Raw genomic sequence first — 26050 nt, 5'->3', positions numbered from 1 at the left:
CAGGACTGCGCACGCCGATGCACCGACAGATAATTAGCTTGCCGTCTGTTGTCAAACGTATTCGGAAAGCGGGGCGTTTCTGGAGCGCTCCGTTCTGACGGAGGCGAAAGCGGGATCGGCGTGGGAAGCGGGATGCTTGCCGCGTTTCACAGAGACTCGAAGCGTCAGAACATCATGGTTTCTGTCGAGGCATGCTACATGATCACGATCGGTTCACGACCTGTCCAACGGGAGATGCGATGCCCTATCAGACAAACGAAGATCTTCCGGCGTCCGTCCGGGATCACCTGCCCGCTCACGCCCAGGATATCTATCGCGCTGCGTTCAATCACGCGTTCGAAGCGCATGCCAACGATTCGCGTCGCGAGGAGGCGGCTCACCGGATCGCGTGGGCGGCCGTCAAACGGTCCTACGACAAGGAAGGCGACTCGTGGGTCCGCAAATCCTAGCCGTGTCGTTGGGCAAACACGGCGTGCTTCTCGTCGCCAGAAACCGCGTTGCCTGATAGGCGGGCTTGCGCGGCGACGGGCGATTCATTTCGATGTCTCATCGCCGGCCTGCGCTCGAATAAACGCCTACGTCAGCGTTCACATCAGCGCTCACATCAGCGGCATGGCAGTGGGAAAGGCCAGATGCGCCTGCACGTGCTTCACGCCTTTCACTTCTCTCGCGGCGATGCACAGCGCTTTCTCTTCTTCGTCGGACTGGATCATTCCCCACAGATGCGCGACGCCATCCACGACGATCACATTCTCCTTCGGCAACGCCCACCGCTTGCCGTGCAAAGCGGCGACGATCGCTTCGGCAATTTCCCTGTCGCCGACGGGCGCATCGTCTTGCACCAGCGGCGGCGCGCTTGCGAGCGCGCGGATCAGATTCGAGCGGCTCACGATGCCGACCAGCTTGCCGTCGCGCAGAACCGGCACGCGCTTGATGCCGCGCCTTTCCATCATGTCGGCGATATCGGTCAGCGATGTCTGCTCGTCGACAGTCATCACCTCGGGCGTCATCACGTCGCCCACGAGGCGTCCGTGCTCTTTCACGAAGGTCGTCGCCAGTTCGCGCGTGGACGAAAGGAATTCGAGCCACCAGGGGTTTCTCGTCTGCGTCGATGTTTCGACGCGCCGCAACAGATCGCCCTCGCTGACGATGCCGACAAGCGCGCCGCTTTCGTCGACGACGGGCATGCCGCTTATCCTGTTCTCCACCAGACGTTTTGCGGCTTCCTGAACGGTCATGTCAGGTTGTGCGCAAATCACGGAGGGTGTCATCACATCGATGGCTCGCATGGTTTTCTCCTGAAAACAGACGCAACTGAATGTGACGTCCCGGCTGCATGAACGCAGGGACGGCCGATCATCTGATTCAAGCTTCCGTCCGCAGCGCCCCTGCAGGGCTGACGCAGATCAACTGCCGGTGACTTGCGGGCAGTAACCTGACTACATAGCCAAAACAGGTTCGCGCTCCTCGCTCGCACAGTCGCCGCCATTCATGACTCTTCTGCTGATCGCACTCAACGTGCTCGCGTTCGCCGTGGAGGCGCTCGATCCGAACTCGCTGATCGACGTCTTCGCGCTATGGCCGCTGCAAGCGGCGGGCAGCGGCGCGCCTGCTTTCCACATCTGGCAGCTGCTGACGTATAGCGCGCTGCACGCCAGCGTGACGCATCTCGCGTTCAACATGCTGGGCCTGTTCATGTTCGGCAACGAGGTGGAGCGCGTGCTCGGCGGCCGGCGAATGCTCGCGCTTTATGCGACGAGCGTCGCGTGCGGAGGCATCGTGCAAACGCTGACCACGGTGTCGATGACGGGCGACGCGTATCCGACGATCGGCGCCTCCGCTGGTGTGTTCGGCGTGCTCATCGCCTACGCGATGATGTTCCCGAGACGCCGTGTCGTGCTGCTGTTCCCGCCCATTCCGATGCCCGCATGGCTCTTCGCCACGGGCTACGCGGTGCTCGAACTGGTGCTGGGCGTCTCGCGCGAAGCGACGGGCGTCGCGCATTTCGCGCATCTGGGCGGCATGACGGGCGCGGTCGCGCTCATCGTCTACTGGTCGGGCAAACTGGATCGCGGTCCCGTCGACTGAAGCGATTCGATTCGACGGCCCGCGTTCAGGCGCGCGCGGTATTGCGCACCTGAAGTTCGCGCGGCTTCGGCCCGAACAGGATTCGTTGTCGCGCCCGGCTTCGTTTGTTTCGCGATGGTTCTCTTGCAGAGCGGGAAGCGGGAAATGCGTGGCCTGCACGTGCGTCGCGATCTTCGTGTACTCCTGCACGCCGCCACGACTTGCGATCTGCACCGGGGCTTCGCCCGTCCGTTGCATCCGTCCCGGCCCCGTTGACTCAGATCAAGTCGACGTCCGGCGCCCACGCTTAAATGACCAGACAGCGTCCACTACGGTTGCGCGAACTGAGCGCCATCCGTCGAACCACGCGGAGGTCCGCCATGTCACGCAGTAAGTTCGTATTTCACCCGGATGCACGGCAGTTGCCGATCGCGGCGCAGCGGCCTCTCGCAGCAGCTTGCACGACCACCGCCCTTCCCGCTCGCTGGCCGCTATCTTGCGGCGCGGCAGCGCATCCGGGCGTCGCCTGGCTCTTGCTGTACACATGCCTGCTGGCGCTCGCGACGCTGCTCGCCGCTCCGATGCCCTTCGCGGCGCCGGGTTCGCACGATGCCGTCTCGCTTGTCGCGATCCTTGTCTACCATCGCTTCTCCGACGCCGACGACGATTCGACGGCCGTTCACGTCGCCACTTTCCACGAGCATCTGCGCTTCCTGCGAGAGCGCGGCTATGCGATCGTGCCGCTGCGCGACATCGTCGCGTGGCTGCGCGAACCGCGCGCGCCGCTGCCGCCGAAAGCCGTTGCGCTGACTGTCGACGACGCGCAGCAATCGGTCTATGAACGCCTGTTGCCGATCGCACAGCGCGAGCAGTTGCCCATCACGCTCTTCGTCTATCCGTCTGCGATCTCGAAGGCGTCGTGTGCGCTGACGTGGAAGCAATTGCGCGCGATGCGCGCGACGACTCTGTTCGATGTGCAGTCGCACACCGGCTGGCATCCGAACTTCGCTATCGAGCGCAGCCGCCAATCGGCCGCTTCGTTCGAGCGTTTCGCAACGGCGCGGCTGCAAGATTCGCGCGAACAGATCGAAGCCGAACTCGGCGCGCGCGCCGACATGCTCGCCTGGCCCTTCGGCGTGTGCGATGTCGACGTCATGCACATTGCGAACAAGCTCGGCTACGTCGCGGGATTCACGCTGAGCGCGCGTCGCGTCGAAAAGTCTTCGACGTTGCTGGCTTTGCCCCGTTTCCCGATGGTCGACGATGTGACGCCGCGCATCCTCGGCCGTCTGCTCGGCGAGCACGACACGCCAATTGTCCATGCGCCCCGCGCACGCTCGTGACGGCACGCGCCGCTTATTGGATACGCGAGGGGCACGCGATGGCAAGCGAGCGCGCGCGCAATAGTCGCGGCGTCGCGCTCGTCCGGATGCTGCACGCGATGTATGCTCAGGCTTTCGCCTTATGCAACGCCACCTGCGCTATCGACGGATGCACAGAGCCGATCATGTGGTATGCCCTCATCGATGCACAACGACGCATGACCCGGGCGATGGCCGAAAGGCTGCCGGAAGAATGCGCGTGTCCGCTTGCTGCGCCAGCGTCCTGGGTCGTGCCCGGCGAAGCGGCGAGCGCGTTCCGGCACTGGCTGCTCAGGTCCGCCTGTGCGTTCGAACAGGCGCCGCCGTTCGCGATCGACGCCGTCACTAGCGACGTCACTAGCACCGTACCTAGCGCCGTCACGGGCGACGGTTGCCGGATTCGCGTCGATGAATCTGTCGTCGACACGCTGCCCGTCGGCACGCTGCGCAAGTTCACGCGCAAGCGCATCGCCCCCGAGCCGCCGGGGAAATGGCCCGTCATGCTGTGCTCGCCGCTCGCCGGCCATCACGCGGTGATGATGCGGGAAACGGTGGAAACGTTGCTCGAACACCGCGACGTCTATATCACCGACTGGGCCGACGCCCGCGACGTGCCGCCCGAAGCCGGCCCTCTGCCGCTCGACGATTACGTGCTCGCGCTCGGACGCTTCATGCGCACCGCTCGCGCGCACGGAACGCCCGTCCACGTGATGGCCGTCTGCCAGGCGACCGTGCCGGCGCTCGCGGCGGCCGCGTTGCTCGCAAGCTCGCAGGACGCTCCATTCGCCAGTGTCGCGCTGCTGGGCGGGCCGATCGATACGCGGCTGCATCCGACGCTCATCGACCGTTTCGCCCGTTCGCACACGCTCGACTGGTTCCGCACCAACGCGATCGACGCCGTGCCCGCGCCGTATCGCGGAGCCGGGCGGCGCGTGTATCCTGGCTTCGTCCAGCAGGCGGCCATCAACGCCGCGCACCCGGAACGGCATCTGTGCCTGGAGGGCCGCTACTGGGCGAGCTGGCTCGCAGGCGACATGTCCGGCGCGCTGAAAGCGCTGCGTTCGCTGAACGAGTACGCCGCGGTGCTCGACATGGCGGAATGCTATTTCCTCGACATCATTCGCGTCGTGTTTCATGAACATCTGCTGCCGCGCCAGACGTGGTCGGTCGCGGGACGACGCGTGACGACCGACGCGCTGCGCGATACGCCGCTGTGCACGATAGAAGGTGCCGACGACGACATCGCGGGCGAAGGGCAAACCCATTGCGCGCACGAACTGTGCGACACGTCGCACGCGCGGGTGGGCGGGAAGATCACCGTTCCGCACTGCAATCACTATGATCTCTTTACGGGCGAGCGCTGGCGCGACGTCGTGCATCCCGGCCTGTGCGACTTCTGGCGCGAAGTCGAAAACGTCGCGTCCGCCATCCTGCGAAGACGACGCGAGACAAGACGTGCTGACAGGAGAGAGGCATGACGCGCCGTCGAGGGCGCACGGAGCCTATATCCCGCCAACGGCTCCGCCGCCGCGGTGATGATGCCGCACATCGCGGTGCGCAACACGCGGCGAACCGCGTCCGGGCCGCGCGGCGCAGCGTGCGCGGACTCGATGCGGCGATGCGAAGGCCCGGCACGTATTGCCATCCGGCGGGCAGGATCGTCAGGATCGAAACGCATATCTCCGTTGTGTATCTCGCCGGGCGCTTCGCGTACAAGATCATCAAGCCCGTCGCTCCCGGCTTCGCGGACTTCACGGCGATGGACACTCGACGGCGCTGCTGTGAAGCACAGGTGCGTCTGAACAGGCCGCTCGCGCGCGCCCTCTATCTCGACGTGCTGCCCATCGCGCGCAATGGCGGACGCCTGCGACTCGGTGCAACCGGCGCCGCAATCGAACATGCGGTGAAGATGCGCCGCTTCGACGAGGCCACGCTCTTTTCGACTCTCGCGAAGCACTCGGCGCTCATGCCGCGCGATATCGACGGCGCGGCTCGACGGCTCGCCGGCTATCATCGGCATGCGCCGCACAACGTGCCTGCGTCCCGATATGGCAGCGCCGCGCTGCTGCGCGCGCAGGTCGAAGCCGTCAACGCGTCGCTGCTGGCAAACGTCAGCCATCCCGCGCTACGTGAGATCTCCGCCTGGTGCGCGCAACAACTCGACATGCACGCGTCCGCTCTCGAGCGACGCCGCGCCGATGGTTTCGTGCGCGGCTGTCATGGCGATCTGCACCTCGACAACGTGGTGCGCTGGCGCGGTCGGATAGCGATGTTCGACTGCATCGATTTCGACGATGCGCTGCGCTGGATCGATGTCGCAAACGACGTTGCGTTTCTCATCATGGATCTGCGCGCGCGTGCCGGAGCGCGTCTGGCAAACCGGCTGCTGAATGGATGGCTCGACGTATCAGGTGACTATTCCGCGCTTGCGCCGATGGCGTTGTACGTCGTGTACCGAGCGCTGGTGCGCGCGTGGGTCGCGCATCTCAAAGGCAGGAACGCATCTGCCCGCAGAGCCGCCAATGCCGCGCTCGATACGCAGCGCTACATCGGGGTCGCCTGCGCGGAAATGCGGCGGCCACGGCCTGTTTTATTGCTCTGTCACGGCTATTCGGGTTCGGGCAAATCGGTCGCGAGCCGAGCGTTGGCTGAACTGAGCGGCGCGGTGCATCTGTCGAGCGACGTCGAGCGCAAGCGGCTGATTTCGCCGCGTGCGTCGGATGACCGGCTCGGCGTCGAGCACTACACGCACATCGCCCGCGATGCGATATACGACCATCTGCTCCGGCTTGCATCCGATGTGCTTCAGCAGGGATACAGCGTGATCGTCGACGCGACATTCATCATGCACATGCATCGCAGCGCGTTTGTCGCGCTTGCGCAGCGCCTTGGCGTTCCGGTTTGCATGCTCGATTTTCACGCGGACCCATCGGTGCTTATCGAACGCATCGAGGCGCGCAACAGGGGGCCGCGCAATGCATCCGACGCCGATGTGTCGACGCTCACGCTGCAACTTGCAGGCGCCGATCCGTTGACTCACGACGAAAAAGCGCTGACCTTCACGTTCGATACGGCGGTCCCGCTTGCGGCATTCGACTCAACCGCTTACTGGCGGCCTGTGATCGAACTCATGCAGCGCGCCGCCGAGCTCACCGAACCGACAATGCAAGCGTGCTAGCCCCATGGCAAACCCAGTTGCAGACGCAGTTGCGGATTCACTCGCAGATTCAGTCGCAGAAGCGGAAATACCCGCTATGCAGCTGCACGGGCTTGCCGCCCACTTCCTTCAACATCCGCTGTGCAGCGCGCTCGATTTCGACGCGATGCGCCGTGAACGCGCCGATCAGATCGTCTTCTCGCAGCGAACGCGCGCCGCAATGATCTTCGAGTGCTTCCGCCGTGATCGCGCACTGGACAGGCCGATCGTCGACGAGCGCGGGAAACGCCAGCACCAGATCACGTGCGCAATATTCAGGGGCACAGGAAGGAAACGAAATATGCATGATGCCGATCCCAACTCGCGAATGAAATGCCGCATTGGAAGACTCGCAGGCCGTCTGCGCGCCAGACGCTCAAACAAGCTTAGCCCGCCGCTACCCGCTGCGCCTGATGCACGTCAACGCAGACAACGCACGGCGCGACTGCGCATCGCTTGACCTGCATCAACGCCATCGACTCGACGCGTGGGACGATCGATTTGACCTTGTCGCGTTCATGAAGGTCGACCTGTTTCTCGATGCGGATGGCCACGTCATGATCAAGCCTATCTTCCGGATCGGCGCAGCGCTGCTGAACACGCCCGCGCCGCGGCCCGTCGAAGGGACGCCTGCACCCCACATCGGCTTGCCCGTCGCGCATCGCAGCGGCGGCATGCCGTTGCTCGATGCACTGGCGGCGCGTCAGACGTCGCGCAGCTTCGCCGAGACGCCGATCGACCACGCCACGCTCGGCGATCTGCTGTGGGCCGCCGACGGCATCAACCGCAACGTCGACGGCGGCCGGACCGCGCCCTCCGCGCTGGGCGGCTACGAGATCGACATCTACGTGCTGCTCGCCAACGGTGCGTATCGCTACGATCCCGTCGATCACGCGCTCGAACTGGTCGCGTCGGCGGATCTGCGAAGCGTGACGGGATATCAGGACTTCCACGGTCATGCGCCCGTGAACCTCGTGTATGTCGCCGATCTCACGCGCATGCAGGACATTCCGCAAACGCAGCGCGAAGCGTTCGCCTATGCGAGCGCTGGCGCGATTCTGCAGAACGTCTATCTTTTTTGCGCATCGGCGGGACTCGCGGCGGCCGCGCGAGGATGGATGAACCGGACGGCGCTCGCCCTGAATCTAAAGCTGCCCGTCGGGTCGGCTGCGCTACTTGCGCAGACCATCGGTCACTTTTCCGGCGTCGACAGGCCGTAGGCTCTCGCGGGACCGATGCGGCTGTGGATGCGTTGCTCGATCAGTACGGCCAACGCCTCGATCTCGCCGCCGATGCATCGACGCTCGCGCGAAAGTATCTGTCGGCGGATTCGCTGGTGCTCGCTCAGGTCGACGATGCGCGGGAGGCCGCCGCGGCGCTGCACGGGTCGCCCGACATCGTGGACACGCGCGCGCATCGTTCGAACACTTCTACATCGTGCAACGTCAACTCACCGAGGCCATCCCGCAACTGATGATCGCGTGCGAAGGCGTGCGCCGCCTGAACAACGATTCGCGAGCGCTCCTTTACTTGCAAGCCATCCCCGGATTTGCCTTGTTTCCGCGTCAAAATTGAGCAGCTTCATAAACAGACCATTCACTTCCATCTTTTTCCAGTTCGATCCGCGCCTCGCTTGGCGCGGGTCCTGTTGGATCGTGCATGTCCATGCTGTGCCCACGATTACACATGCAATCGGGTTCAGCTTGCAGGCACGGGGAATGCTCCCTCTCCCTCCGAACGTTCGCCACCTTTTCTCGACCAGGACCGGTTCTGGTGCTCGGTTTGTTTGCCATCGGCCTGGCCGTCATCAACCGTGGATTCATCGCGGACAGGCACGCTGGACCGCGGCTCCCGCCACCCGTCCAGATCGGCCACAAGATGGCGAGCGTTTTCATAGCTCAAAGGCTTACGCTAGAAACCTGGTACATCACTCATTGCGGTGGGGGCACCAGGGGCAAAACGCGCAGAACGTTCAACGAAACTGCACGCCGGCCGGTGCGTCACTTGCAAGATGGTTCCGGCGGCTTCGCACGCTGGCTCGGGGTCCCGCGGCTCATTTCGATGAGCACTCCGCAAGGGGACGGCACATGAACGTAGTAAATGGAAGGATCAGACGAAACAATCCGAAGCGGATTGTCATGTTCAGACGGGCCGGACTTGCGCCTTCGGGTGCAGATAGCCCGGATCCAGATACCAAGGCCGCGTCGCCTGCGCGGCGCAGACGCCTTGCGCTTTGGGTCGCGTCGGCGAGCGCATTGGCTGTCGGGATCATAGGTGTCGTCGCTTATGGCGATCGGTTCGACTATGAGCAGGCGCTCGGGATCGACGGACCTACGTCGCCGGCGCAACACACGTCCTGGTCCGGTCATGTCCCGCCACCACCGTCGCCTCCCGCGCGCGGAACGGCGGTTGCCAATGCCGAGCCCACCCCGCCTGTGTCTTCCGATCCGTCCGATCAACGCGCTGAACCAACTTCGGATTCTGCTGCCGCTGCGCCGCAGTCGGTGACACGAGGGTCTTCTCAACCAGGCTATGCAGCCACACCGAATCGCCGCCATTCGGCACCTCACGTGAAGGCAACCGCGCGGCATGCGCCCGGGATCACACGACCCACATCGCCAACGCAACAAGCGTTGTCGTCCGCTCGTGTCGCGGGTTCATCGTCATCCCCGACCGGGGGAACTGCAACTGGCAGCGCTGAACGCGCCCTGCCCGAGGCTTCCGCTTCGTTCGATCACCGCGATGCACGTTCTCCGGATTCTGCTTCACAGCAGCTGGCTGAAGGACAACCTGCAGGCAGTCACGGCGGACGCGGTTCGGGTGCAGGTGGTGGTGTAGGTGCAGGTGGTGGTGTAGGTGCAGGTGGTGGTGTAGGTGCAGGTGGTGTGGGTGCAGGTGGTACGGGTGCAGGTGGTACGGGTGCAGGTGGTTCGGGTGCAGGTGGTTCGGGTGCAGGCGGTACGGGTGCAGGCGGTACGGGTGCAGGTGGTACGGGTGCAGGCGGTACGGGTGCAGGCGGTACGGGTGCAGGCGGTACGGGTGCAGGCGGTACGGGTGCAGGCGGTCACGGCGGAGGTAGTGCGGGTGCAGGTGGTGCTGCGGGTGCAGGTGGTGCGGGTGCAGGTGGTGCGGGTGCAGGTGGTGCGGGTGCAGGTGGTGCGGGTGCGGGCGGTGCAGGCGCGGGCGGTGCAGGCGCGGGCGGTGCAGGCGCGGGCGGTGCAGGCGCGGGTGGCGCGGGCGCAGGTGGCGCGGGCGCAGGTGGTGCAGGCGCAGGCGGCGCGGGTGCAGGCGGCGCAGGCGCAGGCGGTCACGGCGCAGGTAGCGCGGGCGCGGGCGGTACAGGCGCGGGCGGTACAGGCGCGGGCGGTACAGGCGCAGGCGGTGCAGGCGCAGGCGGTGCAGGCGCAGGCGGTCACGGCGCAGGTAGCGCGGGCGCGGGCGCTGGCGGTACAGGCGCTGGCGGTGCCGGTGCGGGCGGCGCGGGTGCAGGCGGTGCGGGTGCAGGCGGTGCGGGTGCGGGTCCGGGCGGTGCGGGTGCGGGTCCGGGCGGTGCGGGTGCGGGCGCGGGTCCGGGCGGCGCGGGTGCGGGTCCGGGCGGCGCGGGCGCGGGCGCGGGTGCAGGCGGTCACGGCGCAGGCGGGAACGGCGGAGGCGGGAACGGCGGGGGCGGTCACGGCGGAGGCGGGTCAAGGTAATCGGCCACTTTGTTTTCAGCCGCCCCTTCGTGCAAGAGACGAAGGTCATGGAGGCTACCGTGCGGACAATCCCGTTACGTGGCGCATGCAACGTGAGATCCCTTGCATCTGTCGATCCCTTTAACGGAGGCTCCGATGGCCGTATGCAGCCGGCCGCCCCGTTTCGGGGCAACACTGTTAAGCGAACGTCAGTTGCCAAAGCGCATTGGCCAGATGAGCGTCCATTTGCTCAAAGGAATGACGGGCCCTGGCCGCACCCGGAAATTCGAAGTTGGCTGCTCCACTACCCGTAGCACGTCAGCCGCGAGCTTCCGCAGACGCCCGAAACTGCCCGTCGCCCCTCCAACGCGGAATGACCGGTAGAGGCCCCTAAACAGACTCGCGCTGCTCGATAGCCTCGGCCGCGCGAAACGTCGGTCTCCAAAATGTCGCAAGGCCTCGTTGACTTCACCATGTGTTTGATGCGTTTGCTTTGCTGTCGCCGTCCAGCAGCGGTTCTTGCAGACGGAAGCAGCGATGCATCATTTCGGCATCCACTCTCAAGCACCACGACCCACACGCCATTCATCGCGCCGCCGCAGCCCGTGGTGGGCCGCGGCACGTCATCGCGCCGCGCTCGTCATGCTCGCGTCGCGCATCTGAAAGGGCGATGTGAAATATTGAACGGGCGTCAGCTGCATGCCGCAACGGGACAGGTCATCTGCGCTGGCCGCGCCGCATGCAGGACCGCACTCCTCCATGTCAAACGACTCGTCATCTAACGTCCTGTCGCGCTGCGCCGGGGCATCGTGTGTTCACGTCGCCGGGAAGGTTAGCTGCCATGCTGTCACCACCGCGCTTCAGCGATGCATCGCGACGGGAACAGGGCGAAGCCGCGACAGACCGGCCAGCACGCGCCAGCGACGAAAGAAGCCAATAAAACTAGCCGCGTATCTTCGCTTCCGCCAACTTCGACTCGCGCGCAGTCTTGACGAACGCCGACAGATATTCGATCTCGTCATCGGCCTTGCGCGTGCCGAGAAAGATCTGTTTCGCGATGCCCTTCTTGCCAAGTTGCAGTGGCGTCAGCGGCATCCAGCCCGCGTATTCCTCCGCGAGCCAGCGTGGCAGCGCCGCCACGCCCCGGCCGCTTGCGACCATCTGCAGCATGATGTCGGTCGTCTCGATCACCTTATGGCGCCTCGGCACGACGTTCGCTGGCGTCAGGAACTGCGTGTAGATATCGAGCCGATCGGTTTCGACGGGGTAGGTGATGAGCACTTCCTTCGCAAGCTGCTCTGGCGTGACGTATGGCCCATCGGCCAGCGCGTGCTCATCGGCAACGACCAGCACCTGCTCATAGTCGAACACCGGCTGGAAGCGCAATTCGGGCTTCTTTAGCGGATCGGGCGTCACGAGCACGTCGATCTCGTAGCCGATAAGCGCGCCAATGCCGCCGAACTGAAAACGCTGCTTCACGTCGACATCGACATCCGGCCAGCGCGCGAGATACGGCGAGACCACCTTGAGCAACCACTGATAGCACGGAGCGCATTCCATGCCGATGCGCAGCGCCCCGCGCTCGCCCTGCGCGTACTGCTTCATGCGGTCTTCGGCAAGCTCGAACTGCGGCAGCATGCGGTTCGCGAGACCGAACAGATACTGGCCCGCCTGCGTGAGCCGCATCGAACGGCCTTCGCGCGTCCAGACGGGCGTGCCGAGTTGCTGCTCCAGTTTCTTCACCGCATGGCTCAGCGCCGACTGCGTGAGATTGAGCGTATCAGCGGCAGCGGTGAGCGACCCCTGACGCTCGACTTCACGCACGACCATCAGATGACTGCGTTCCAGCATCGCTCACTCCATGAACAGAATTAATGCTTGCATGAAATAAATCCATTTTTATTCATGCAACAAAAATTCTATCATCGCTTCCAGCTACTTCCTTTGAACGTCTGGACGGCAAACGAGAAATGGTCACTACGCACAACCTGGGTTTTCCGCGCATCGGCGCAAAACGTGAACTGAAGTTCGCACTCGAAAAATACTGGAAAAACGAGTCGTCGCGCGACGAGCTGAAGGCGGTCGGCGCACAGCTTCGCGAGCGTCACTGGAAGGACCAGGCGGGTCTGGACTTTGTACCCGTTGGCGATTTCGCGTTCTACGACCAGGTTCTCGACATGAGCTTCACGCTCGGCAATCTGCCGGAACGCGCGCGCGGCTTTCATGGCGACGCGCTCGACAACTATTTCCGGGTGGCGCGCGGCCGTTCGGCCCTGGGTGCAGAAGATCACAGCGCATGCTGCGGCGGCATCGCAGCCGGTGAAATGACGAAGTGGTTCGATACGAACTATCACTACATCGTCCCTGAGTTCGACGCGAACACGAACTTCTCGCTCGACCCGTCGCGCCTGCTCGAACAGCTCACTCAAGCGCGCACGCTCGGCGTGAAGGGCAAACCCGTGATCGTCGGACCCGTCACGTATCTGTGGCTCGGCAAGGCGAAGGACGATTCCGACAAGCTCGCGCTGCTGCCGCGCCTGCTGCCCGTGTACGCGGCACTGCTCGATTACTTTACGGCGCAGGGTATCGAATGGGTGCAGATCGACGAGCCCGCGCTCGTCACGGAACTCGATGCAACGTGGTGCCAGGCATTCCGTACCGCGTACGAAGCGCTGTCGGAGCGCCGCGTGAAGCTGCTGCTCGCCACGTACTTCGGCCAGTTGCAGGACAATCTCGAACTCGCGTGCAAGCTGCCCGTCGATGGTCTGCATATCGACGCGATCAACGCCCGCGACGAAATCGCGAACGCCGTCGCGCAATTGCCCGTGACGTCGGTCGTATCGGTCGGAGCGATCAATGGCCGCAATATCTGGAAGACGGATCTGACGGCCGCGCTGGAATGGCTCGAGCCGCTGCATCGTTCGCTCGGCGATCGTCTGTGGATCGCGCCGTCGTGCTCGCTGCTGCACACGCCCGTCGACCTGAGCAGCGAACAGAAGCTCGACGCCGAGATCAAGTCATGGCTCGCATTCGCGCTGCAAAAGCTCGACGAACTGACGGTGCTCGCCGGTGCGCTGAACAACGGACGTGATTCGGTTGCCGACGCGCTAGCTGCCAACGCGAAGGCCATCGAAAGCCGCCGCACGTCGCCGCGCGTGCACAACCTCGCGGTCAAGGCCGCCATTGCGCGCATCGATGCGTCGCTCGGCAAGCGTGCGAGCGCTTATGAGCAGCGCGCCGAGAAGCAGTCCACGATTCTCAACCTGCCCGCGTTCCCGACCACCACGATCGGCTCGTTCCCGCAGACCAGCGAAATCCGTCACGCACGCAGCCAGTACAAGGCGGGCGAGCTCGATCACGCTGGCTACAAGGCAGCGATGGAGCAGGAAATCACGCGTGCCGTGAAGGAGCAGGAAGCGCTGGGCCTCGACGTGCTGGTGCACGGCGAAGCCGAACGCAACGACATGGTCGAATACTTCGGCGAACAACTCGATGGCTACGTTTTCAGCCAGTTCGGCTGGGTGCAGTCGTACGGTTCGCGTTGCGTGAAGCCGCCCATCCTGTTCGGCGACATCAGCCGACGGAAGGCGATGACGGTCGAATGGATCAAGTATGCGCAGTCGCTAACGACAAAGCCGATTAAGGGCATGTTGACGGGGCCCGTCACGATCCTGAACTGGTCGTTCGTGCGCGATGACCAGCCGCGCTCGGTGTCGTGCTACCAGCTCGCACTCGCGATCCGCGAAGAAGTGCTGGACCTCGAAAAGGCCGGCGTGCGCGTGATCCAGATCGATGAAGCCGCGCTGCGCGAAGGACTGCCGCTGCGCCGCGCGCAGTGGAACGAGTATCTGCAATGGGCGGTGGAATCGTTCCGCATCAGCGCGAACGGCGTGCGCGACGAAACGCAGATCCACACGCATATGTGCTATTCGGAGTTCAACGACATCATTGCGTCGATCGCCGACATGGACGCCGACGTCATCACGATCGAGACGTCGCGCTCCGACATGGAACTGCTCGATGCATTCGACGACTTCAAGTATCCGAATGAAATCGGCCCTGGCGTGTACGACATTCACTCGCCGAACATCCCGAGTCAGGAACATATCGTGAAGCTGATGAAGCAAGCAGCCGAACGCATTCCGGCGGAGCGTCTGTGGGTGAACCCGGACTGCGGTCTGAAGACGCGTGCATGGGCGGAAGTGATACCCGCGCTGACCAACATGGTGGCGGCCGCGAAAACCCTGCGCCAGTCGGTGTAATCGTTGCGATCCGCGCCGCGTCAATCGCGGTGCAGAATCGCAGGGCATGGCGATCTGTGACGAATCGAAGGCCAGCTGCGGGTGGCATTTTTCATTGCAATTGCGGTTGCCGTTGCGGTTGCGGTTGCGGTTGCGCAAGCACGCGATAGGTGGAACCGGTCCAAGGCTACGCCTCTGCTTTACTTCTCCGTTTTCAACAGATAAGTGTCCATGATCCAGCCGTGTCGTTGGCGTGCATCGGCACGAATACGCTCGGTGTCGTCCACCACTTTCACGAAGCTCGCCTGCAACGCGCTCAACGCGATTGAGCAGTCCATCGAGACTACGAACGGACGAGCGAGCGCGATGCCCTGCGCTTCGACAATGAGGTCGACAACGACACGGACCAGTCAATCCGGTCTGCCTCGCGTTGCTTAGGCCGGATGGCGCCGGAACGCTCGCGCAAACACATCGGCTAGCCACGCGAGCGCCGGATCCTGGTCCCTCGCGGCGGACCACATCAACGAGACCTCGTAGGCCGGTACATCGAATGGCAGCGGACTCATTGCCAGACCCAACGTGTCGCACCAGACGCGGCCGATAAAATCGGGCACCGTAGCGATCGCAGGCGTGCGCAGCACGATGAACGGACTCGTGGCAAAGCTCGCGCTGGAAAACACCACGTTGCGCTTGAGTCCCTCCAACTCCAGCCGCTCGTCGACGAAACCATGCAGGCCGGCACTGAACGACGTCAGCACATGCCGATGCCGCAAAAACTCCTCCATCGACAAACGTTTTCGGCGTGCCTTGACGAGGCGCGGGTTAAAGACGCTCACAAAGCTCCACTGAAATAGCGGCCTGCGGCGCTGCCACTGCACGCATTCGGGAAATACGCCGACCGCGAGTTCTATCTCCCCCTCGTCGAGCATCGCCGCCGCGCGCGTCGAATCAGTGGGGCGCGCGATCAGCTTCACATTGGGAGCAGTGGTGCGTAGGCGATCGATGATTTCCGGCATCATCAAAACTTCCAGCGAATCGCTCAAGCCGATGCGAAACACGCGTCGCGCGGTTGCCGGCTCGAACACGGGCGGCTGGGTCAGCGCCAGGTGCAGCGATTGAAGAAATGGCTCGATCTGCCGCGCCAGTTCAAGCGCACGCGGAGTAGGCGCGATGCCGCGCGACGTGCGCACGAACAGTTCATCTCCGAATGCCTCACGCAACCGTTTGAGCGCCCCGCTCACTGCAGGCTGGCCGAGAAAGCGCCGCTGGGCCGCTCGCGTGACGCTGCGCTCCTCAAACAGCGCGCGAAAGGTCAGCAGCAAGTTCAGGTCGAAACGCCTGAAATCATTTTCAATGATGTCCGTCATCGTGATGAACGATTTGAATGATATGTGCGTGACACGCATTCTATAGCCACGGGAGCACCGCAACACGCGATGTGATGGCGGGCCGCTCTCCCTTTCATCCACAGGAGCAGCGATATGGACTGGCAAGATCAGAAAGCCGTGGTGCTGGGCGGTTCTTCGGGCATCGGATTAGCAACGGTGTCGTGGCTGGCCGCTGCCGGCGCGAGCGTTGTCGCCGTCGGCCGCAATCAGGAAAAACTCGACAAGGCGCTCGACGGCCTCGAAGGACGTGGACATGTCGTCGGCGAAGCGCTTTACTGCAACGACCGCGCCGCGCTCGACGGTTTCTTCGCGCGCGTGGGCACTATCGACCATCTGGTGCTGACGCTCTCCGGAGGCGAAGGCGGCGGCCAGTTTGGCGAACTGGATCTGACAGCGCTGCGTCGCGGCTTCGAGGCCAAGTTCTGGCCGCAACTCGAAGCGGCGCAGGCCGGCCTGCGGGCCCTTCGCCGCGACGGCAGCCTGACATTCGTGACCGCCATTTCCGCGCGCATTGCCAATCCAGGCACTGCTGGCCTGGGCGCGATCAACGGCGCGCTCGAAAGCATGATCGGCACGCTCGCACGTGAACTCGCGCCGCTGCGCGTCAACGCCGTTTCGCCGGGCGTGATCGATACCGCGTGGTGGGACAAATTACCCGTGGGCGTCAAGACCGAGCTGTTCGACAAGCAGGCTCAAACGCTGCCAGTCAGACGCGTCGGGCGGGCGGAAGACATCGCGCACGCACTCCGGTTTCTGATGGAAAACACCTTCATGACGGGTGCCGTCATCGAATGCGACGGAGGCTTGCGGCTGCTTTGACTGTGTATGCGGCGTTTGGCGCGCTGCGCGAGGGAACCGTCGATGGACGTATCGTGGTGCCGATGGATCGAACGGCTGGACCAAGCGCTAAAAAAAACGAAGGGCATCGAGGCGTCGCCAATGGCCACACGACCAGCGGCGCCCGATGCCCGGCGCTTGCGAGTATCGTCGATCGCGAGCGCCGGTTCGGCCAGCGCGTTCTACGATGCCTCGATCAGCACCTTGAGCGCATGCGTGTTGGCGGCGTGCGCAAACGTCTCGTACGCAACAAGAATATCGGCGAGCTTGAAGCGATGTGTGATCAGTTGCGCGGGATCGAGGCGTCCCGCTTTGACCGTCTTCAGCAACATCGGCGTGCTGACGGTATCGACGAGACGTGTCGTGATCGCGATGTTGCGATCCCAAAGCTTCTCCAGATGCAGATCGCACTTGACCCCGTGCACGCCGACATTCGCAATCGTGCCACCCGGCGCGACCAACCCCTGGCACAGTTCGAACGTCGCGGGAATGCCGACTGCTTCGATCACGCAATCGACGCCCACGGAATCCGTCAGCTTCAGCACTTCCGCGACGGCATCCGCGTGCGAATTGTCGACGCAAGCGGTCGCACCGAAACGCCGCGCGACTTCCAGCCGGTTCGCGTCCGGGTCGACCATGATGATCTGCGCGGGCGAGTAGAACTGCGCGGTGAGCAGCGACGCGAGTCCGATCGGCCCCGCTCCGACGATGGCGACCGTGCTGCCCGGCTGAACCTTGCCGTTGAGCACGCCGCATTCGAAGCCCGTCGGCAGGATGTCGGACAGCACCACGAGCGCCTCTTCGTCGAGGCCCGGCGGAATGCGGTAAAGACTGGTCTGCGCATGCGGGATGCGCACGTACCCGGCCTGCGTCCCGTCGATCCGGTTGCCGAGAATCCAGCCGCCCGTCGCGCAATGCGAGTACATGCCGCGCCGGCAATACTCGCATTGTCCGCACGACGAGATGCACGAGATCAGCACGTGATCGCCGACCGACAGCGCGCTCACCGCGTTGCCCACGCTATGAACGATGCCCACGCCTTCATGCCCGAGAATGCGGCCCGGCTCGCAGGTCGGCACGTCGCCCTTCAGGATGTGAAGGTCCGTGCCGCAGATGGTGGTACGCGTGACTTCTACGATTGCGTCGGTGGGCGCCGACAGTTCGGGCATCGGACGCTCGTCGAGCGACTTCTCGCCGGGACCGTGATAAACGAGTGCTTTCATGTCGCATTTCTCCTGTGACCCATGCAACGGTTGCACACTGTCCAGTCCAGACGTGCGCGGCCGGACAGGCTCGACTTCGAGATTGACTTCGAAAAACCAGGGCGCCGCTCACGCGACGCCGTCACGCAATGCCTTCGTCAAGATTCCAGAACATAGCGGCCAGGCGCCGGTTCGAGTGCCGGGTCCGGTTGCCGCGCGCTCACCTGGCCAATCGAATGCGCGCGCAACCAGGCGGACCAGCAAGGCCACCATGAGCCGTCGGTGGTCGGCGTCTGCTCGAAAAATTCGTGGCGGCTGCGATACGGCGCGTCATGCTCGCGCGTCGCGCAGCGATAATGGCGCCCCGGATGCCCCGGCTCGGAGACGATGCCCGCGTTGTGCCCACCCGACGTCAATACGAAGGTCAGTGCGTTGTGCGTGAACAGATGCAGCTTGTAGACGGACGGCCACGGCGACACATGATCGCGCTCCGTCCCCACGACAAAAGCGGGCGTATCGATGTTGGGCAGCGCAACGGGCTGGCCGTCCACGCAATAGCGGCCTTCCGCGAGATCGTTGTTGAGAAAGAGCTTCGTCAGGTACTCCGAGTGCATTCGATACGGCATGCGCGTCGTATCGGCATTCCACGCCATCAGATCGTTCGGCTTCGAGCGGCGGCCCAGCATGTATTCGCTCATCATCCGCGACCAGATGAGATCGCGTGCGTTGAGCAGCTGGAACGTCGCCGCCATCTGCGACCCGTCCAGATAGCCTTGCTGCCACATCAGCGCATCGAGCGCGGCAAGTTCGCTCGCGTCGACAAAGAGCCCGAGTTCGCCGGGTTCGCTGAAATCCGCCTGCGCGGCGAGCAGTGTGATCGTGCGCATCAGATCGGCTTTCCCGTCGCGCGCCAGCGCGGCCGCCGCAATCGCGAGCAGCGTGCCGCCGAGGCAATAGCCCGTCGCATGAACGGCTTCGCCGCATCGGGCATGCACCTCGAACAGCGCGGCCAGCAGGCCCCGCTTCAGATAGTCGTCGAGCGCGAGATCGCGATCGGCCGCGCCGGGATTGCGCCACGACACCATGAAGACGGTATGTCCCTCGTCGACCAGATACTTGACGAGCGAATCTTTCGGCTGAAGATCGAGGATGTAGTACTTCATGATCCACGACGGCACGATCAGCACGGGCTCGCGCGTCACCTGCGATGTCGTCGGCGCGTACTGGAGCAGTTCGCAAAGCTCGTTGCGCCAGATCACGCGACCTCGCGTGCATGCAACCTCGTGGCCCGGACGCCATGCCGACGGATGAACGGGACGGCCGCCTCGCAGCCGGCCCGTCATGTCGGCGAAATCTTCGAGCCAGTGTTGCGCGCCCTGGATCGCGACGCCGCCGCCCGAATCGATCAGCGCTTTCTGCGCGGAAGGATTCGTCACGAAGAAATTGCCCGGCGAGCACGCGTCGAGCCACTGCCGCGCCCAGAACCGGACCAGATCTTCGTGATGCGCTTCGACGCCGGGAACGCCCGTCGACGCGTGCTCCCACCACTGCTGCGCAACCAGGAACGCATCGCGATACAAGCGAAACGGCCACGCGTCCCACTCGGCGGCTGCGAAGCGCGGGTCCGGCGGTGTCTGAAGCGCCGCCGGTGGCGTGCCGCCTGCTTGCACCGCCGGGGCGACCAGCGCCTCGGTCGCGAGATCGAGTTGCTTGCCGGGCGAGACCGTTAGGTGCATTGCCCAGTCGAGCCACGCGAACACCATCGATGCCGGCGACAGTCCACCCGTCCACGCCGCGACAGCCGCATGCGCCGCGCGGTCGAGATCGTCGCTGGCCGTCCCGCGCGCAGGAGCGCAGGCGGAGTCCGCAGCGCCGCGCGTCGGCGGGGTCACGGCAGCATCATCGGCCGTATCAGTGATATTGGCGGGTAACGTGCTCGCGGGAGCCGGCGCCGGCGCCTTTTTTCGAAGCAGCTGAGGGGAGCTCATCGCATGTGCATGCCGCCGTTGATCGCGATATCGGCGCCCGTGATGAACGCGGCCGCATCCGAACAGAGAAAGGCAATCAGCGCGGCCACCTCTTCGGGACGCCCGAGCCGCCCGACAGGAATCTGCGGAAGAATCTTCGTCTCCACGATGTCGTGCGGCACGGCTTCGACCATCGCCGTCGCCAGATACCCCGGCGATACCGTGTTCACCGTCACGCCACGCTTCGCCGTTTCGAGCGCGAGCGCCTTCGTGAAGCCGTGCACGCCGGACTTGGCCGCCGAATAATTCGTCTGTCCATACGCGCCGCGCGAACCGTTGACGGAGCCGATGTTGACGATACGTCCGAAGCCCCGCTCGACCATGCCCGACAGGAGCGGCTTCGTCATGTTGAAGAGGCCGTCGAGATCGGTTCGGATGACCGCATCCCAATCCGCCTTGCTCATGCGCGCGAACGACTTGTCGCGCGTGATGCCCGCGTTGTTGACGAGCACGTCGACCTTGCCGAGTTCGGCGAGCACGCGTTGCGCGCAACGGTCGCACGAATCGAAGTCGGTCACGTCGGCTTCGTATGCATGGAAATTGCGCCCCGACTCGCGCTCGCGCGTGAGCCAGGTCGCGGCGTGATCGTTGCGCGTCGAATACGACATCGCGACCGTCATGCCCGCATCGTGAAGCGCCCGGCTGACTGCCGCGCCGAGTCCGCCCATTCCACCCGTGACAAAGGCGACACGGCCCGCTTTGTCCGCTTTGCCCGTCTGGCCCGTTTGCATGTCAGCCTCCCTTTGCCGTATCGGGAACCGTTTGCGCGTCGGCCGTCGATGCGGGTACGAGTTTCGGCCAGACGCCCAGGTGCGGCATCGCGTCGTGCCAGGTCCGCATCCAGGCGCTGAAGCTGCCGACAGCCGGCTCGATGCCGGGCAGCTTCTGCAATGGCGCATGCCACAAGGTTCGCCACGCGCCGAACACGCTGTCGAGTTCGGCGAGCCATTCGCCCTGGTGCTGCGCCGCCAGCGAGATGGCCTCGCCCCAGATCGCGAGACTTTCGTTGGCGTAGTCGCGGGTCGCCGCCTGAACCGCCGACGCGAACCCGAACCAGTCACCCGAGCCGGTGAGCGCTGCCTCGACGCGCTGCATCGCGTCGCGGTCGCGCTTGATCCGATGAGCCTCCAGCGCGTTCAGATCGCGCCGCCAGTCCCCGGCGAGGCGGCTGAGCCGCACGGGCGCAGTGAGTTCCGCGCGGCACAGCTCGAATGGAGCATTGGGTTCACGATTCATGATGGGTGCCCTCCGGAGCACAAGACGATTCACTGTCGAAACAGACTGCATGGCGTCTTTCGCTGATCCCACTGTATTAGCGCGCAGCGGCCACCCGTTGACCTGTATCAACCGGCCCCGCAACACGGGCGCGGTTGATCTGCGTCAACGGCGGCGCGTGTGCGGCTCATAGACTCGATTTCAGCATCGGGCGCTCGCCCGTTTATCTCGTTCTGTCACGGAGCTATGGCGATGAGCTACAAAAGCATCCTCGTTCACCTCGACACGAGCGCTCGCGCGCATCCGCGCCTCGAAATGGCGTTGCAGCTCGCACATCAGTTTCATGCGCGGCTGACGGGCGTTTTCTCGACGTACATTCCCGCGCCGCACGCGTTCTTCGTGATGGCCGGCACGGCGGAGTACTACGAGGAGCACGAGCGCCAGCGTCACGAGCGCTGCGCCGCGCTGGAGCGCCTGTTTCATGCGGAGCTCGCGCGCGCGGAGGTCGAGGGCCAATGGATCGCGGCGAACGGCTATGCGAACGATGTCGTGCCTCCGTATGCCCGTCTCGCCGATCTGATCGTCCTTGGGCAGACGGACCCGTCCGATCCCGAATCGTTTATTTCCGAGCAGTTCGTCGAGCACATCGTGCTGTCGGCGGGACGGCCCGCTCTGATCGTGCCGGCCGCAGGCTCGTTCCGGAAGCCCGGCAAGCACGTATTGATCGCGTGGGACGGCAGCCGCGAAGCGACGCGCGCGATACACGACGCGATGCCGTTCCTGTCGCTGGCGTCGGACGTGACGCTGCTGACGGTCAACGCCACGCGCGCCGAACCGCCGCGCTACCGGATTCCCGGTGCCGACATCGCGCTGACGGTCGCGCGTCATGGCGTGAAAGTCGACGTGCGCGAGATGACGACCGACAGCGATACGCCCATCGGCGACGTGCTGCTGTCGCAAGCGGCCGAGTCGGGCTGCGACATGATCGCGATGGGCGCATACGCGCATTCGCGCCTGCATGAAGTCGTGCTCGGCGGCGCCACGCGCACGATCCTCAAGTCGATGACCGTCCCTGTCCTGCTGTCGCATTGAACGCCTGAACGCACTGTCGAAAGGATCACCATGTACCACCGCATACTCGTCGCGCTCGACGGCAGCGACACCGCCTCCCTGGCACTCGATGCCGCGCTGAAGCTCGCCGCCGACTCCGGCGCGCAGTTGATGCCGCTCTATGTGATCGACGTGCCCGTCATCGCGTACGACGTGCCCGGCTTCGATCCGTCCATCGTCCGCGATGCGTTTGTCGACGAAGGCCAGCGCATCGCATCCGATGCGCAAAGCCGGATGAACCAGAACGGCGTGACGGGCACGGCGCGTACCGTCGAAGTCGTGTCGCCGGGAGAAGACGTGGCGCACCGGATCGTCGCGATTGCAACCGACTGGCATGCCGACGTCATCGTGATGGGCACGCACGGCCGCCGTGGTCTCCGGCGCCTGATGCTCGGCAGCGTCGCCGAGCGCGTGCTGCGCAGCGCCGCCTGCCCCGTGCTGATGATTCCCGCCCGCATGAACGTCGCGAACGGCGCATCCGCCGATTCCACCGTCCCCGCTTCTGCCGAAAAGGAACTGTCATGAACTACAAGACCCTGCTCGTTCACATCGACGACAGCCGTCGCAGCAGCGCGCGCGTCGAGATTGCGCTGGAACTCGCACAGCGCTGGGACGCACATCTGATCGGACTGTATGTCGTGTGCCAGGACATATTCCGGCCGGTCTTCAGCGAAGACGAAAGCCTGCGCCTCGCCCGGGCCGAGGCGCAGGCCGTCGAGCGCGAGCAAAAAGCCAGGGACGCTTTTCTCGCCGCTGCGGAACGGGCGGGACGCAGCGTCGAATGGCGGGCACCGTCGGGCCCGCCGCTCGACGCGGCGACGCTTCACGCGCGCCACGCCGATCTGCTGGTGCTCGGCCAGGAAGATCCGAAGGACCCCGCCGCGTATATCGAACGGAATTTTGTCGGCAATCTCGTGCTGGGCGCCGGCCGCCCGGCGCTCGTGATCCCGTACGCGGGTGCCGTCCGCACGCTTGGCGAGAACATCCTGATCGCTTGGGACGGCAGCCGCGAAGCCGCCCGCGCGATGACCGACGCGCTGCCTCTGTTGAAACGCGCGCGTTTTGTCGGCGTCGACATCGTGCAGCTCGCCGGGCAGCACGCGTATGTGCCCGAGGGCATCGACGTCGCCGCGTGGCTCGACGCGCACGGAGTACGCGCGTCGTTTTCGACGACGCCGAAGCACGTCGGCGTCGGCACGGGCGCGACGCTCCTCAATCGCGTGTCGGACCTTCACGTCGATCTGCTCGTGATGGGCGCATACGGGCACTCGCGCACGCGCGAGCGCGTGTTTGGCGGCGTCACGCGGACGATGCTCGAATCGATGACCGTGCCCGTGCTGATGGCGCATTGACGCGCGTCGACAGGCAAGCGCAACGGATAAACGGCGCTGCCCTTGCATCGGAAGAAGAAACACGCGGCCCGCTCCATCGGATCGCGACCGCGACACCGAACCGCAAAATTCACCAGCGGTTCTCGAGCGGTTCACCCGCGGGAAGCCCGGCTCCCGCGATCCAATCGTCGCGAACGTTGGCTGAGCCTGCCAAATCGCGCAAAATGGCGGCACTACGATACGTGCCGGGTGTCTGCCGCATCGCGGCCGCGAAATCTGCTTTGCGCGCGAACGCCCGTTCCTGCCTGAAGGCTCACATGAAAAAAGAACCGTATGCCAGCCGCGCTGCCGGATCGCGCGAGCCTTCCCGAACGCCGTGGTTCGTCGGGCCGGCCGCGCTGAGCCTCGTCACCTTCGCGGTGGCGGCCGCCATTGCGCTCGCGGTCTCGCATTTCGTCATGCAGCAATGGGTCGAGACGAACCCCGCCGTCGCGGCCCGCGCGGCAACTGTCGTGCTCGTCGCCGGCATGGCGGCCTCGGCGCTTTTTGCCGTCCTCGTGTGGCTGATCGCGGCCTCGCGCACCACGGCCTCGCCGCTCTCCGACGACGCGCGCCGCAACGAAGCCAGAATGATGGGCATCATCCGCTCGTCGATGGAGGCGATCATCACGATCGACGACGCGCAGAACATCGTGATCTTCAATCCGACTGCGGAACGGGTCTTCGGCGTTAGCGCGATGGATGCGATCGGCACGCCGCTCTCGCGTTTCATTCCGCAGCGTTTTCGCAGCGCGCACGCGCAGCACGTCGCGAAGTTCGGCGCAACGGGCATCTCCGAGCGGAAGATGGGCCAGCAGCGCGTGCTGTACGGCTTGCGCGCGAACGGCGAGGAATTTCCGCTCGAAGCGTCCATTTCGCAGATAGAAGAAGATTCGGGCAAGCTCTACACGGTGATGCTGCGGGACATTACCGAACGCGTCAAATCGGAAAGCGCGCTGAAGCAGTCGAGAGAAGAGTTGCGCCAGCTATCGGCCAATTTGCAGAATGTGCGGGAAGAGGAAAAGACGCGGATCGCGCGCGAACTGCACGACGATCTCGGACAGCAATTGACGGCGTTGAAAATGGACATCTCGGCGCTCGAACAGGTCTTGTCCATCGGCAGCGAGGCCGGCTCGCTCGACGCGAATGTATCGGACCAGTTGCGCCGCATGCGCCGGATGATCGATTCGACGGTGGCGTCGGTGCGGCGGATCGCGGCCGATCTGCGGCCCGTCATGCTCGACGATCTGGGCCTCGTGCCCGCGATAGAATGGCTCGCGAACGATTTCACGAACCGCTATGGCATCGACATCGCGCACAAGATCGAGCCCGGAAATGCAGCGTTTTCGAAGGACGGCGCGACGGCCCTCTTCCGTATCGTGCAGGAAGCGCTCAACAACGTCGCCCGTCACGCGGATGCAACCGCCGTCGAAGTCACGCTGCACACGACGGACTCGCACTGCATGTTGCGGATCGCTGACAACGGCCGGGGCGCCGACTGGAAAGCCGCAGCCGACAACCGTCAGGACCGCTCGTTTGGGCTGATCGGCGTGAGGGAGCGGGCGCACATGCTGGGCGGTTCGGTGCAGATCGATACGGCGCAAAACGAAGGCTTCGCCATCACCGTCACTTTTCCCTTGCAGTCCGTGCAACAGGAAGAGACTCACTCATGATCAAAGTATTACTCGCCGATGACCATACGCTCGTACGCGACGGGCTGCGCCATATCCTCCAGCAAGCCAGCGGATTCGAAGTCGCGGGCGAAGCCTGGGACAGCGTCACGACGATCGCGCTGGTGCGCTCGACGCAGGCGCAGGTGCTCGTGCTCGATCTGTCGATGCCGGGGCGAAACGGCATCGAGCTCATCAAGCAGATCAAGGACGAGATACCGGCGCTGCGTGTCCTCGTGCTGACCATGCACGCCGAGCAGCAATACGCGGTGCGCGCCTTCAAGGCGGGCGCATCTGGCTATCTGACGAAGGAAAGCGCGAGCGCGGAACTGGTCGGCGCCGTGACGAAAGTGGCGTCGGGCGGCGTCTATGTGAGCCTCGCGATGGCCGAGCGCTTCGCGCAGAATCTCAACGAGCCGGCTGAGGCGCTGCCTCATCAACGGCTGTCCGACCGCGAGTTCGACGTGTTCCGGCGCATCGTCGCGGGACAGAGCCTCACCGAAATTGCCAACGAGCTGTGCGTGAGCGTCAAGACCGTCAGCACCCACAAGACGCGTGTGCTCGAAAAGATGCAGATGCCAAACGAGAACGGACTCGTGCGCTACGCGATCCGCCACAAGCTGTTCGACGACGAAAACGACATCTAGCGTCGCGCGACAGCGCCCGTTCATCTCCACTCGACGGCCCCATCG

Annotated in this window: 24 protein-coding genes and 1 pseudogene; 15 read left to right on the top strand and 10 right to left on the bottom strand. The window is 64.4% G+C overall.

Annotation, left to right across the window (positions count from 1 at the left end; genetic code table 11):
- Positions 1-239: 239 nt before the first annotated feature.
- On the top strand, positions 240-449 hold the full coding sequence (locus AABE10_RS15385) for a ChaB family protein (protein WP_342934134.1): 210 nt from the start codon (positions 240-242) through the stop codon (positions 447-449).
- Between the two features lie 150 nt (positions 450-599).
- Here AABE10_RS15385 and AABE10_RS15380 read toward each other — a convergent pair whose 3' ends face one another.
- Positions 600-1289: a CBS domain-containing protein gene (locus AABE10_RS15380; protein WP_342934133.1), complete on the bottom strand. Its 690-nt coding sequence runs from the start codon at positions 1287-1289 to the stop codon at positions 600-602.
- 202 nt (positions 1290-1491) lie between these two features.
- Here AABE10_RS15380 and AABE10_RS15375 point away from each other — a divergent pair, with 202 nt between their 5' ends.
- The 4 genes from AABE10_RS15375 (at position 1492) to AABE10_RS15360 (ending at position 6606) form a co-directional block, all read left to right on the top strand.
- Positions 1492-2088 (top strand): rhomboid family intramembrane serine protease, encoded by a 597-nt coding sequence (locus AABE10_RS15375; RefSeq protein ID WP_342934132.1) that lies wholly within the window; start codon positions 1492-1494, stop codon positions 2086-2088.
- Positions 2089-2447: 359 nt separating this feature from the next.
- Positions 2448-3410: a polysaccharide deacetylase family protein gene (locus AABE10_RS15370; protein ID WP_342934131.1), complete on the top strand. Its 963-nt coding sequence runs from the start codon at positions 2448-2450 to the stop codon at positions 3408-3410.
- 164 nt (positions 3411-3574) lie between these two features.
- A complete protein-coding gene (phaZ, locus tag AABE10_RS15365; protein ID WP_342934130.1) occupies positions 3575-4906 on the top strand; it encodes a polyhydroxyalkanoate depolymerase in 1332 nt (443 codons plus the stop codon).
- Positions 4903-6606, top strand: a complete 1704-nt coding sequence (locus AABE10_RS15360) for an AAA family ATPase (protein ID WP_428983321.1) — start codon at positions 4903-4905, stop codon at positions 6604-6606. Before phaZ ends, AABE10_RS15360 begins: the two co-directional genes overlap by 4 nt.
- 49 nt (positions 6607-6655) lie before the next feature.
- Here the strand turns inward: AABE10_RS15360 and AABE10_RS15355 are convergent, their stop codons facing one another.
- The gene (locus tag AABE10_RS15355) at positions 6656-6940 is read right to left on the bottom strand and encodes a DUF1488 domain-containing protein (protein WP_342934426.1); all 285 of its coding nucleotides are present in this window, start codon (positions 6938-6940) and stop codon (positions 6656-6658) included.
- Positions 6941-7010: 70 nt separating this feature from the next.
- Positions 7011-7178 (bottom strand): hypothetical protein, encoded by a 168-nt coding sequence (locus tag AABE10_RS15350; protein WP_342934128.1) that lies wholly within the window; start codon positions 7176-7178, stop codon positions 7011-7013.
- A 3-nt stretch (positions 7179-7181) separates the two neighbouring features.
- Between AABE10_RS15350 and AABE10_RS15345 the strand changes: the two genes are divergently transcribed.
- From AABE10_RS15345 to AABE10_RS15335, 3 genes are all read left to right on the top strand, one after another.
- Complete coding sequence (locus AABE10_RS15345) at positions 7182-7844, top strand: SagB/ThcOx family dehydrogenase (RefSeq protein ID WP_342934127.1); 663 nt, start codon at positions 7182-7184, stop codon at positions 7842-7844.
- Between the two features lie 23 nt (positions 7845-7867).
- Positions 7868-8098 carry a hypothetical protein gene (locus AABE10_RS15340; RefSeq protein ID WP_342934126.1) on the top strand — a complete coding sequence of 77 codons (231 nt, stop codon included), beginning with the start codon at positions 7868-7870 and terminating at the stop codon, positions 8096-8098.
- Positions 8099-9498: 1400 nt separating this feature from the next.
- Positions 9499-10443 (top strand): hypothetical protein, encoded by a 945-nt coding sequence (locus AABE10_RS15335; protein WP_342934125.1) that lies wholly within the window; start codon positions 9499-9501, stop codon positions 10441-10443.
- Positions 10444-11240: 797 nt separating this feature from the next.
- Here AABE10_RS15335 and AABE10_RS15330 read toward each other — a convergent pair.
- Positions 11241-12149 carry a LysR family transcriptional regulator gene (locus tag AABE10_RS15330; protein WP_342934124.1) on the bottom strand — a complete coding sequence of 303 codons (909 nt, stop codon included), beginning with the start codon at positions 12147-12149 and terminating at the stop codon, positions 11241-11243.
- Positions 12150-12268: 119 nt separating this feature from the next.
- Between AABE10_RS15330 and metE the strand changes: the two genes are divergently transcribed.
- A complete protein-coding gene (metE, locus tag AABE10_RS15325) occupies positions 12269-14560 on the top strand; it encodes a 5-methyltetrahydropteroyltriglutamate--homocysteine S-methyltransferase (protein ID WP_342934123.1) in 2292 nt (763 codons plus the stop codon).
- A gap of 179 nt (positions 14561-14739) precedes the next feature.
- On the opposite strand, the gene AABE10_RS15320 is transcribed toward metE, so the two are convergent.
- Together AABE10_RS15320 and AABE10_RS15315 are read right to left on the bottom strand one after the other, a co-directional pair.
- Positions 14740-14877: a hypothetical protein gene (locus tag AABE10_RS15320; RefSeq protein WP_342934122.1), complete on the bottom strand. Its 138-nt coding sequence runs from the start codon at positions 14875-14877 to the stop codon at positions 14740-14742.
- Between the two features lie 96 nt (positions 14878-14973).
- Entirely contained in the window at positions 14974-15906 is a 933-nt protein-coding gene (locus AABE10_RS15315; RefSeq protein WP_342934121.1) for a LysR family transcriptional regulator, read from the bottom strand.
- 114 nt (positions 15907-16020) lie between these two features.
- Between AABE10_RS15315 and AABE10_RS15310 the strand changes: the two genes are divergently transcribed.
- Positions 16021-16746 carry an SDR family oxidoreductase gene (locus AABE10_RS15310; protein WP_342934120.1) on the top strand — a complete coding sequence of 242 codons (726 nt, stop codon included), beginning with the start codon at positions 16021-16023 and terminating at the stop codon, positions 16744-16746.
- Between the two features lie 200 nt (positions 16747-16946).
- Here the strand turns inward: AABE10_RS15310 and AABE10_RS15305 are convergent, their stop codons facing one another.
- The 4 genes from AABE10_RS15305 to AABE10_RS15290 form a co-directional block, all read right to left on the bottom strand.
- Entirely contained in the window at positions 16947-17987 is a 1041-nt protein-coding gene (locus AABE10_RS15305; RefSeq protein WP_342934119.1) for a zinc-dependent alcohol dehydrogenase family protein, read from the bottom strand.
- Between the two features lie 137 nt (positions 17988-18124).
- Positions 18125-19954 carry a PHA/PHB synthase family protein gene (locus tag AABE10_RS15300; RefSeq protein ID WP_342934118.1) on the bottom strand — a complete coding sequence of 610 codons (1830 nt, stop codon included), beginning with the start codon at positions 19952-19954 and terminating at the stop codon, positions 18125-18127.
- Positions 19951-20724, bottom strand: a complete 774-nt coding sequence (gene phbB / locus AABE10_RS15295; protein WP_342934117.1) for an acetoacetyl-CoA reductase — start codon at positions 20722-20724, stop codon at positions 19951-19953. Before phbB ends, AABE10_RS15300 begins: the two co-directional genes overlap by 4 nt.
- A 1-nt stretch (position 20725) precedes the next feature.
- A complete protein-coding gene (locus tag AABE10_RS15290; RefSeq protein ID WP_342934116.1) occupies positions 20726-21229 on the bottom strand; it encodes a hypothetical protein in 504 nt (167 codons plus the stop codon).
- A gap of 231 nt (positions 21230-21460) precedes the next feature.
- On the opposite strand from AABE10_RS15290, the gene AABE10_RS15285 reads away from it, so the two are divergent.
- The 5 genes and pseudogenes from AABE10_RS15285 to AABE10_RS15265 all read left to right on the top strand — a co-directional run bounded on the left by AABE10_RS15285 (position 21461) and on the right by AABE10_RS15265 (position 26005).
- Positions 21461-22300, top strand: coding sequence for a universal stress protein (locus AABE10_RS15285; protein ID WP_342934115.1), 840 nt, complete (start codon positions 21461-21463; stop codon positions 22298-22300).
- Positions 22301-22330: 30 nt separating this feature from the next.
- Positions 22331-22843, top strand: coding sequence for a universal stress protein (locus AABE10_RS15280; RefSeq protein ID WP_342934114.1), 513 nt, complete (start codon positions 22331-22333; stop codon positions 22841-22843).
- Complete coding sequence (locus AABE10_RS15275; RefSeq protein ID WP_342934113.1) at positions 22840-23670, top strand: universal stress protein; 831 nt, start codon at positions 22840-22842, stop codon at positions 23668-23670. Before AABE10_RS15280 ends, AABE10_RS15275 begins: the two co-directional genes overlap by 4 nt.
- 470 nt (positions 23671-24140) lie before the next feature.
- A pseudogene (locus tag AABE10_RS15270) lies at positions 24141-25361 on the top strand (PAS domain-containing sensor histidine kinase); the annotation flags it as partial.
- A complete protein-coding gene (locus AABE10_RS15265; protein ID WP_342934112.1) occupies positions 25358-26005 on the top strand; it encodes a response regulator transcription factor in 648 nt (215 codons plus the stop codon). The pseudogene AABE10_RS15270 and the gene AABE10_RS15265, both read left to right, overlap by 4 nt.
- Positions 26006-26050: the final 45 nt, after the last annotated feature.

It is taken from the genome of Paraburkholderia diazotrophica (assembly GCF_038900755.1).
Classification (GTDB): Bacteria; Pseudomonadota; Gammaproteobacteria; order Burkholderiales; family Burkholderiaceae; genus Paraburkholderia; species Paraburkholderia diazotrophica_A.
This window is presented reverse-complemented; position numbering and strand designations above follow the sequence as displayed.

Coding starts and splice junctions, on each gene's coding strand:
- AABE10_RS15385 (WP_342934134.1), top strand. CDS start 240: ATGCCCTATCAGACAAACGAAGATCTTCCGGCGTCCGTCCGGGATCAC.
- AABE10_RS15380 (WP_342934133.1), bottom strand. CDS start 1,289: ATGCGAGCCATCGATGTGATGACACCCTCCGTGATTTGCGCACAACCT.
- AABE10_RS15375 (WP_342934132.1), top strand. CDS start 1,492: ATGACTCTTCTGCTGATCGCACTCAACGTGCTCGCGTTCGCCGTGGAG.
- AABE10_RS15370 (WP_342934131.1), top strand. CDS start 2,448: ATGTCACGCAGTAAGTTCGTATTTCACCCGGATGCACGGCAGTTGCCG.
- phaZ (WP_342934130.1), top strand. CDS start 3,575: ATGTGGTATGCCCTCATCGATGCACAACGACGCATGACCCGGGCGATG.
- AABE10_RS15360 (WP_428983321.1), top strand. CDS start 4,903: ATGACGCGCCGTCGAGGGCGCACGGAGCCTATATCCCGCCAACGGCTC.
- AABE10_RS15345 (WP_342934127.1), top strand. CDS start 7,182: ATGATCAAGCCTATCTTCCGGATCGGCGCAGCGCTGCTGAACACGCCC.
- AABE10_RS15330 (WP_342934124.1), bottom strand. CDS start 12,149: ATGCTGGAACGCAGTCATCTGATGGTCGTGCGTGAAGTCGAGCGTCAG.
- metE (WP_342934123.1), top strand. CDS start 12,269: ATGGTCACTACGCACAACCTGGGTTTTCCGCGCATCGGCGCAAAACGT.
- AABE10_RS15320 (WP_342934122.1), bottom strand. CDS start 14,877: ATGGACTGCTCAATCGCGTTGAGCGCGTTGCAGGCGAGCTTCGTGAAA.
- AABE10_RS15315 (WP_342934121.1), bottom strand. CDS start 15,906: ATGACGGACATCATTGAAAATGATTTCAGGCGTTTCGACCTGAACTTG.
- AABE10_RS15310 (WP_342934120.1), top strand. CDS start 16,021: ATGGACTGGCAAGATCAGAAAGCCGTGGTGCTGGGCGGTTCTTCGGGC.
- AABE10_RS15305 (WP_342934119.1), bottom strand. CDS start 17,987: ATGAAAGCACTCGTTTATCACGGTCCCGGCGAGAAGTCGCTCGACGAG.
- AABE10_RS15300 (WP_342934118.1), bottom strand. CDS start 19,954: ATGAGCTCCCCTCAGCTGCTTCGAAAAAAGGCGCCGGCGCCGGCTCCC.
- phbB (WP_342934117.1), bottom strand. CDS start 20,724: ATGCAAACGGGCCAGACGGGCAAAGCGGACAAAGCGGGCCGTGTCGCC.
- AABE10_RS15290 (WP_342934116.1), bottom strand. CDS start 21,229: ATGAATCGTGAACCCAATGCTCCATTCGAGCTGTGCCGCGCGGAACTC.
- AABE10_RS15285 (WP_342934115.1), top strand. CDS start 21,461: ATGAGCTACAAAAGCATCCTCGTTCACCTCGACACGAGCGCTCGCGCG.
- AABE10_RS15280 (WP_342934114.1), top strand. CDS start 22,331: ATGTACCACCGCATACTCGTCGCGCTCGACGGCAGCGACACCGCCTCC.
- AABE10_RS15275 (WP_342934113.1), top strand. CDS start 22,840: ATGAACTACAAGACCCTGCTCGTTCACATCGACGACAGCCGTCGCAGC.
- AABE10_RS15265 (WP_342934112.1), top strand. CDS start 25,358: ATGATCAAAGTATTACTCGCCGATGACCATACGCTCGTACGCGACGGG.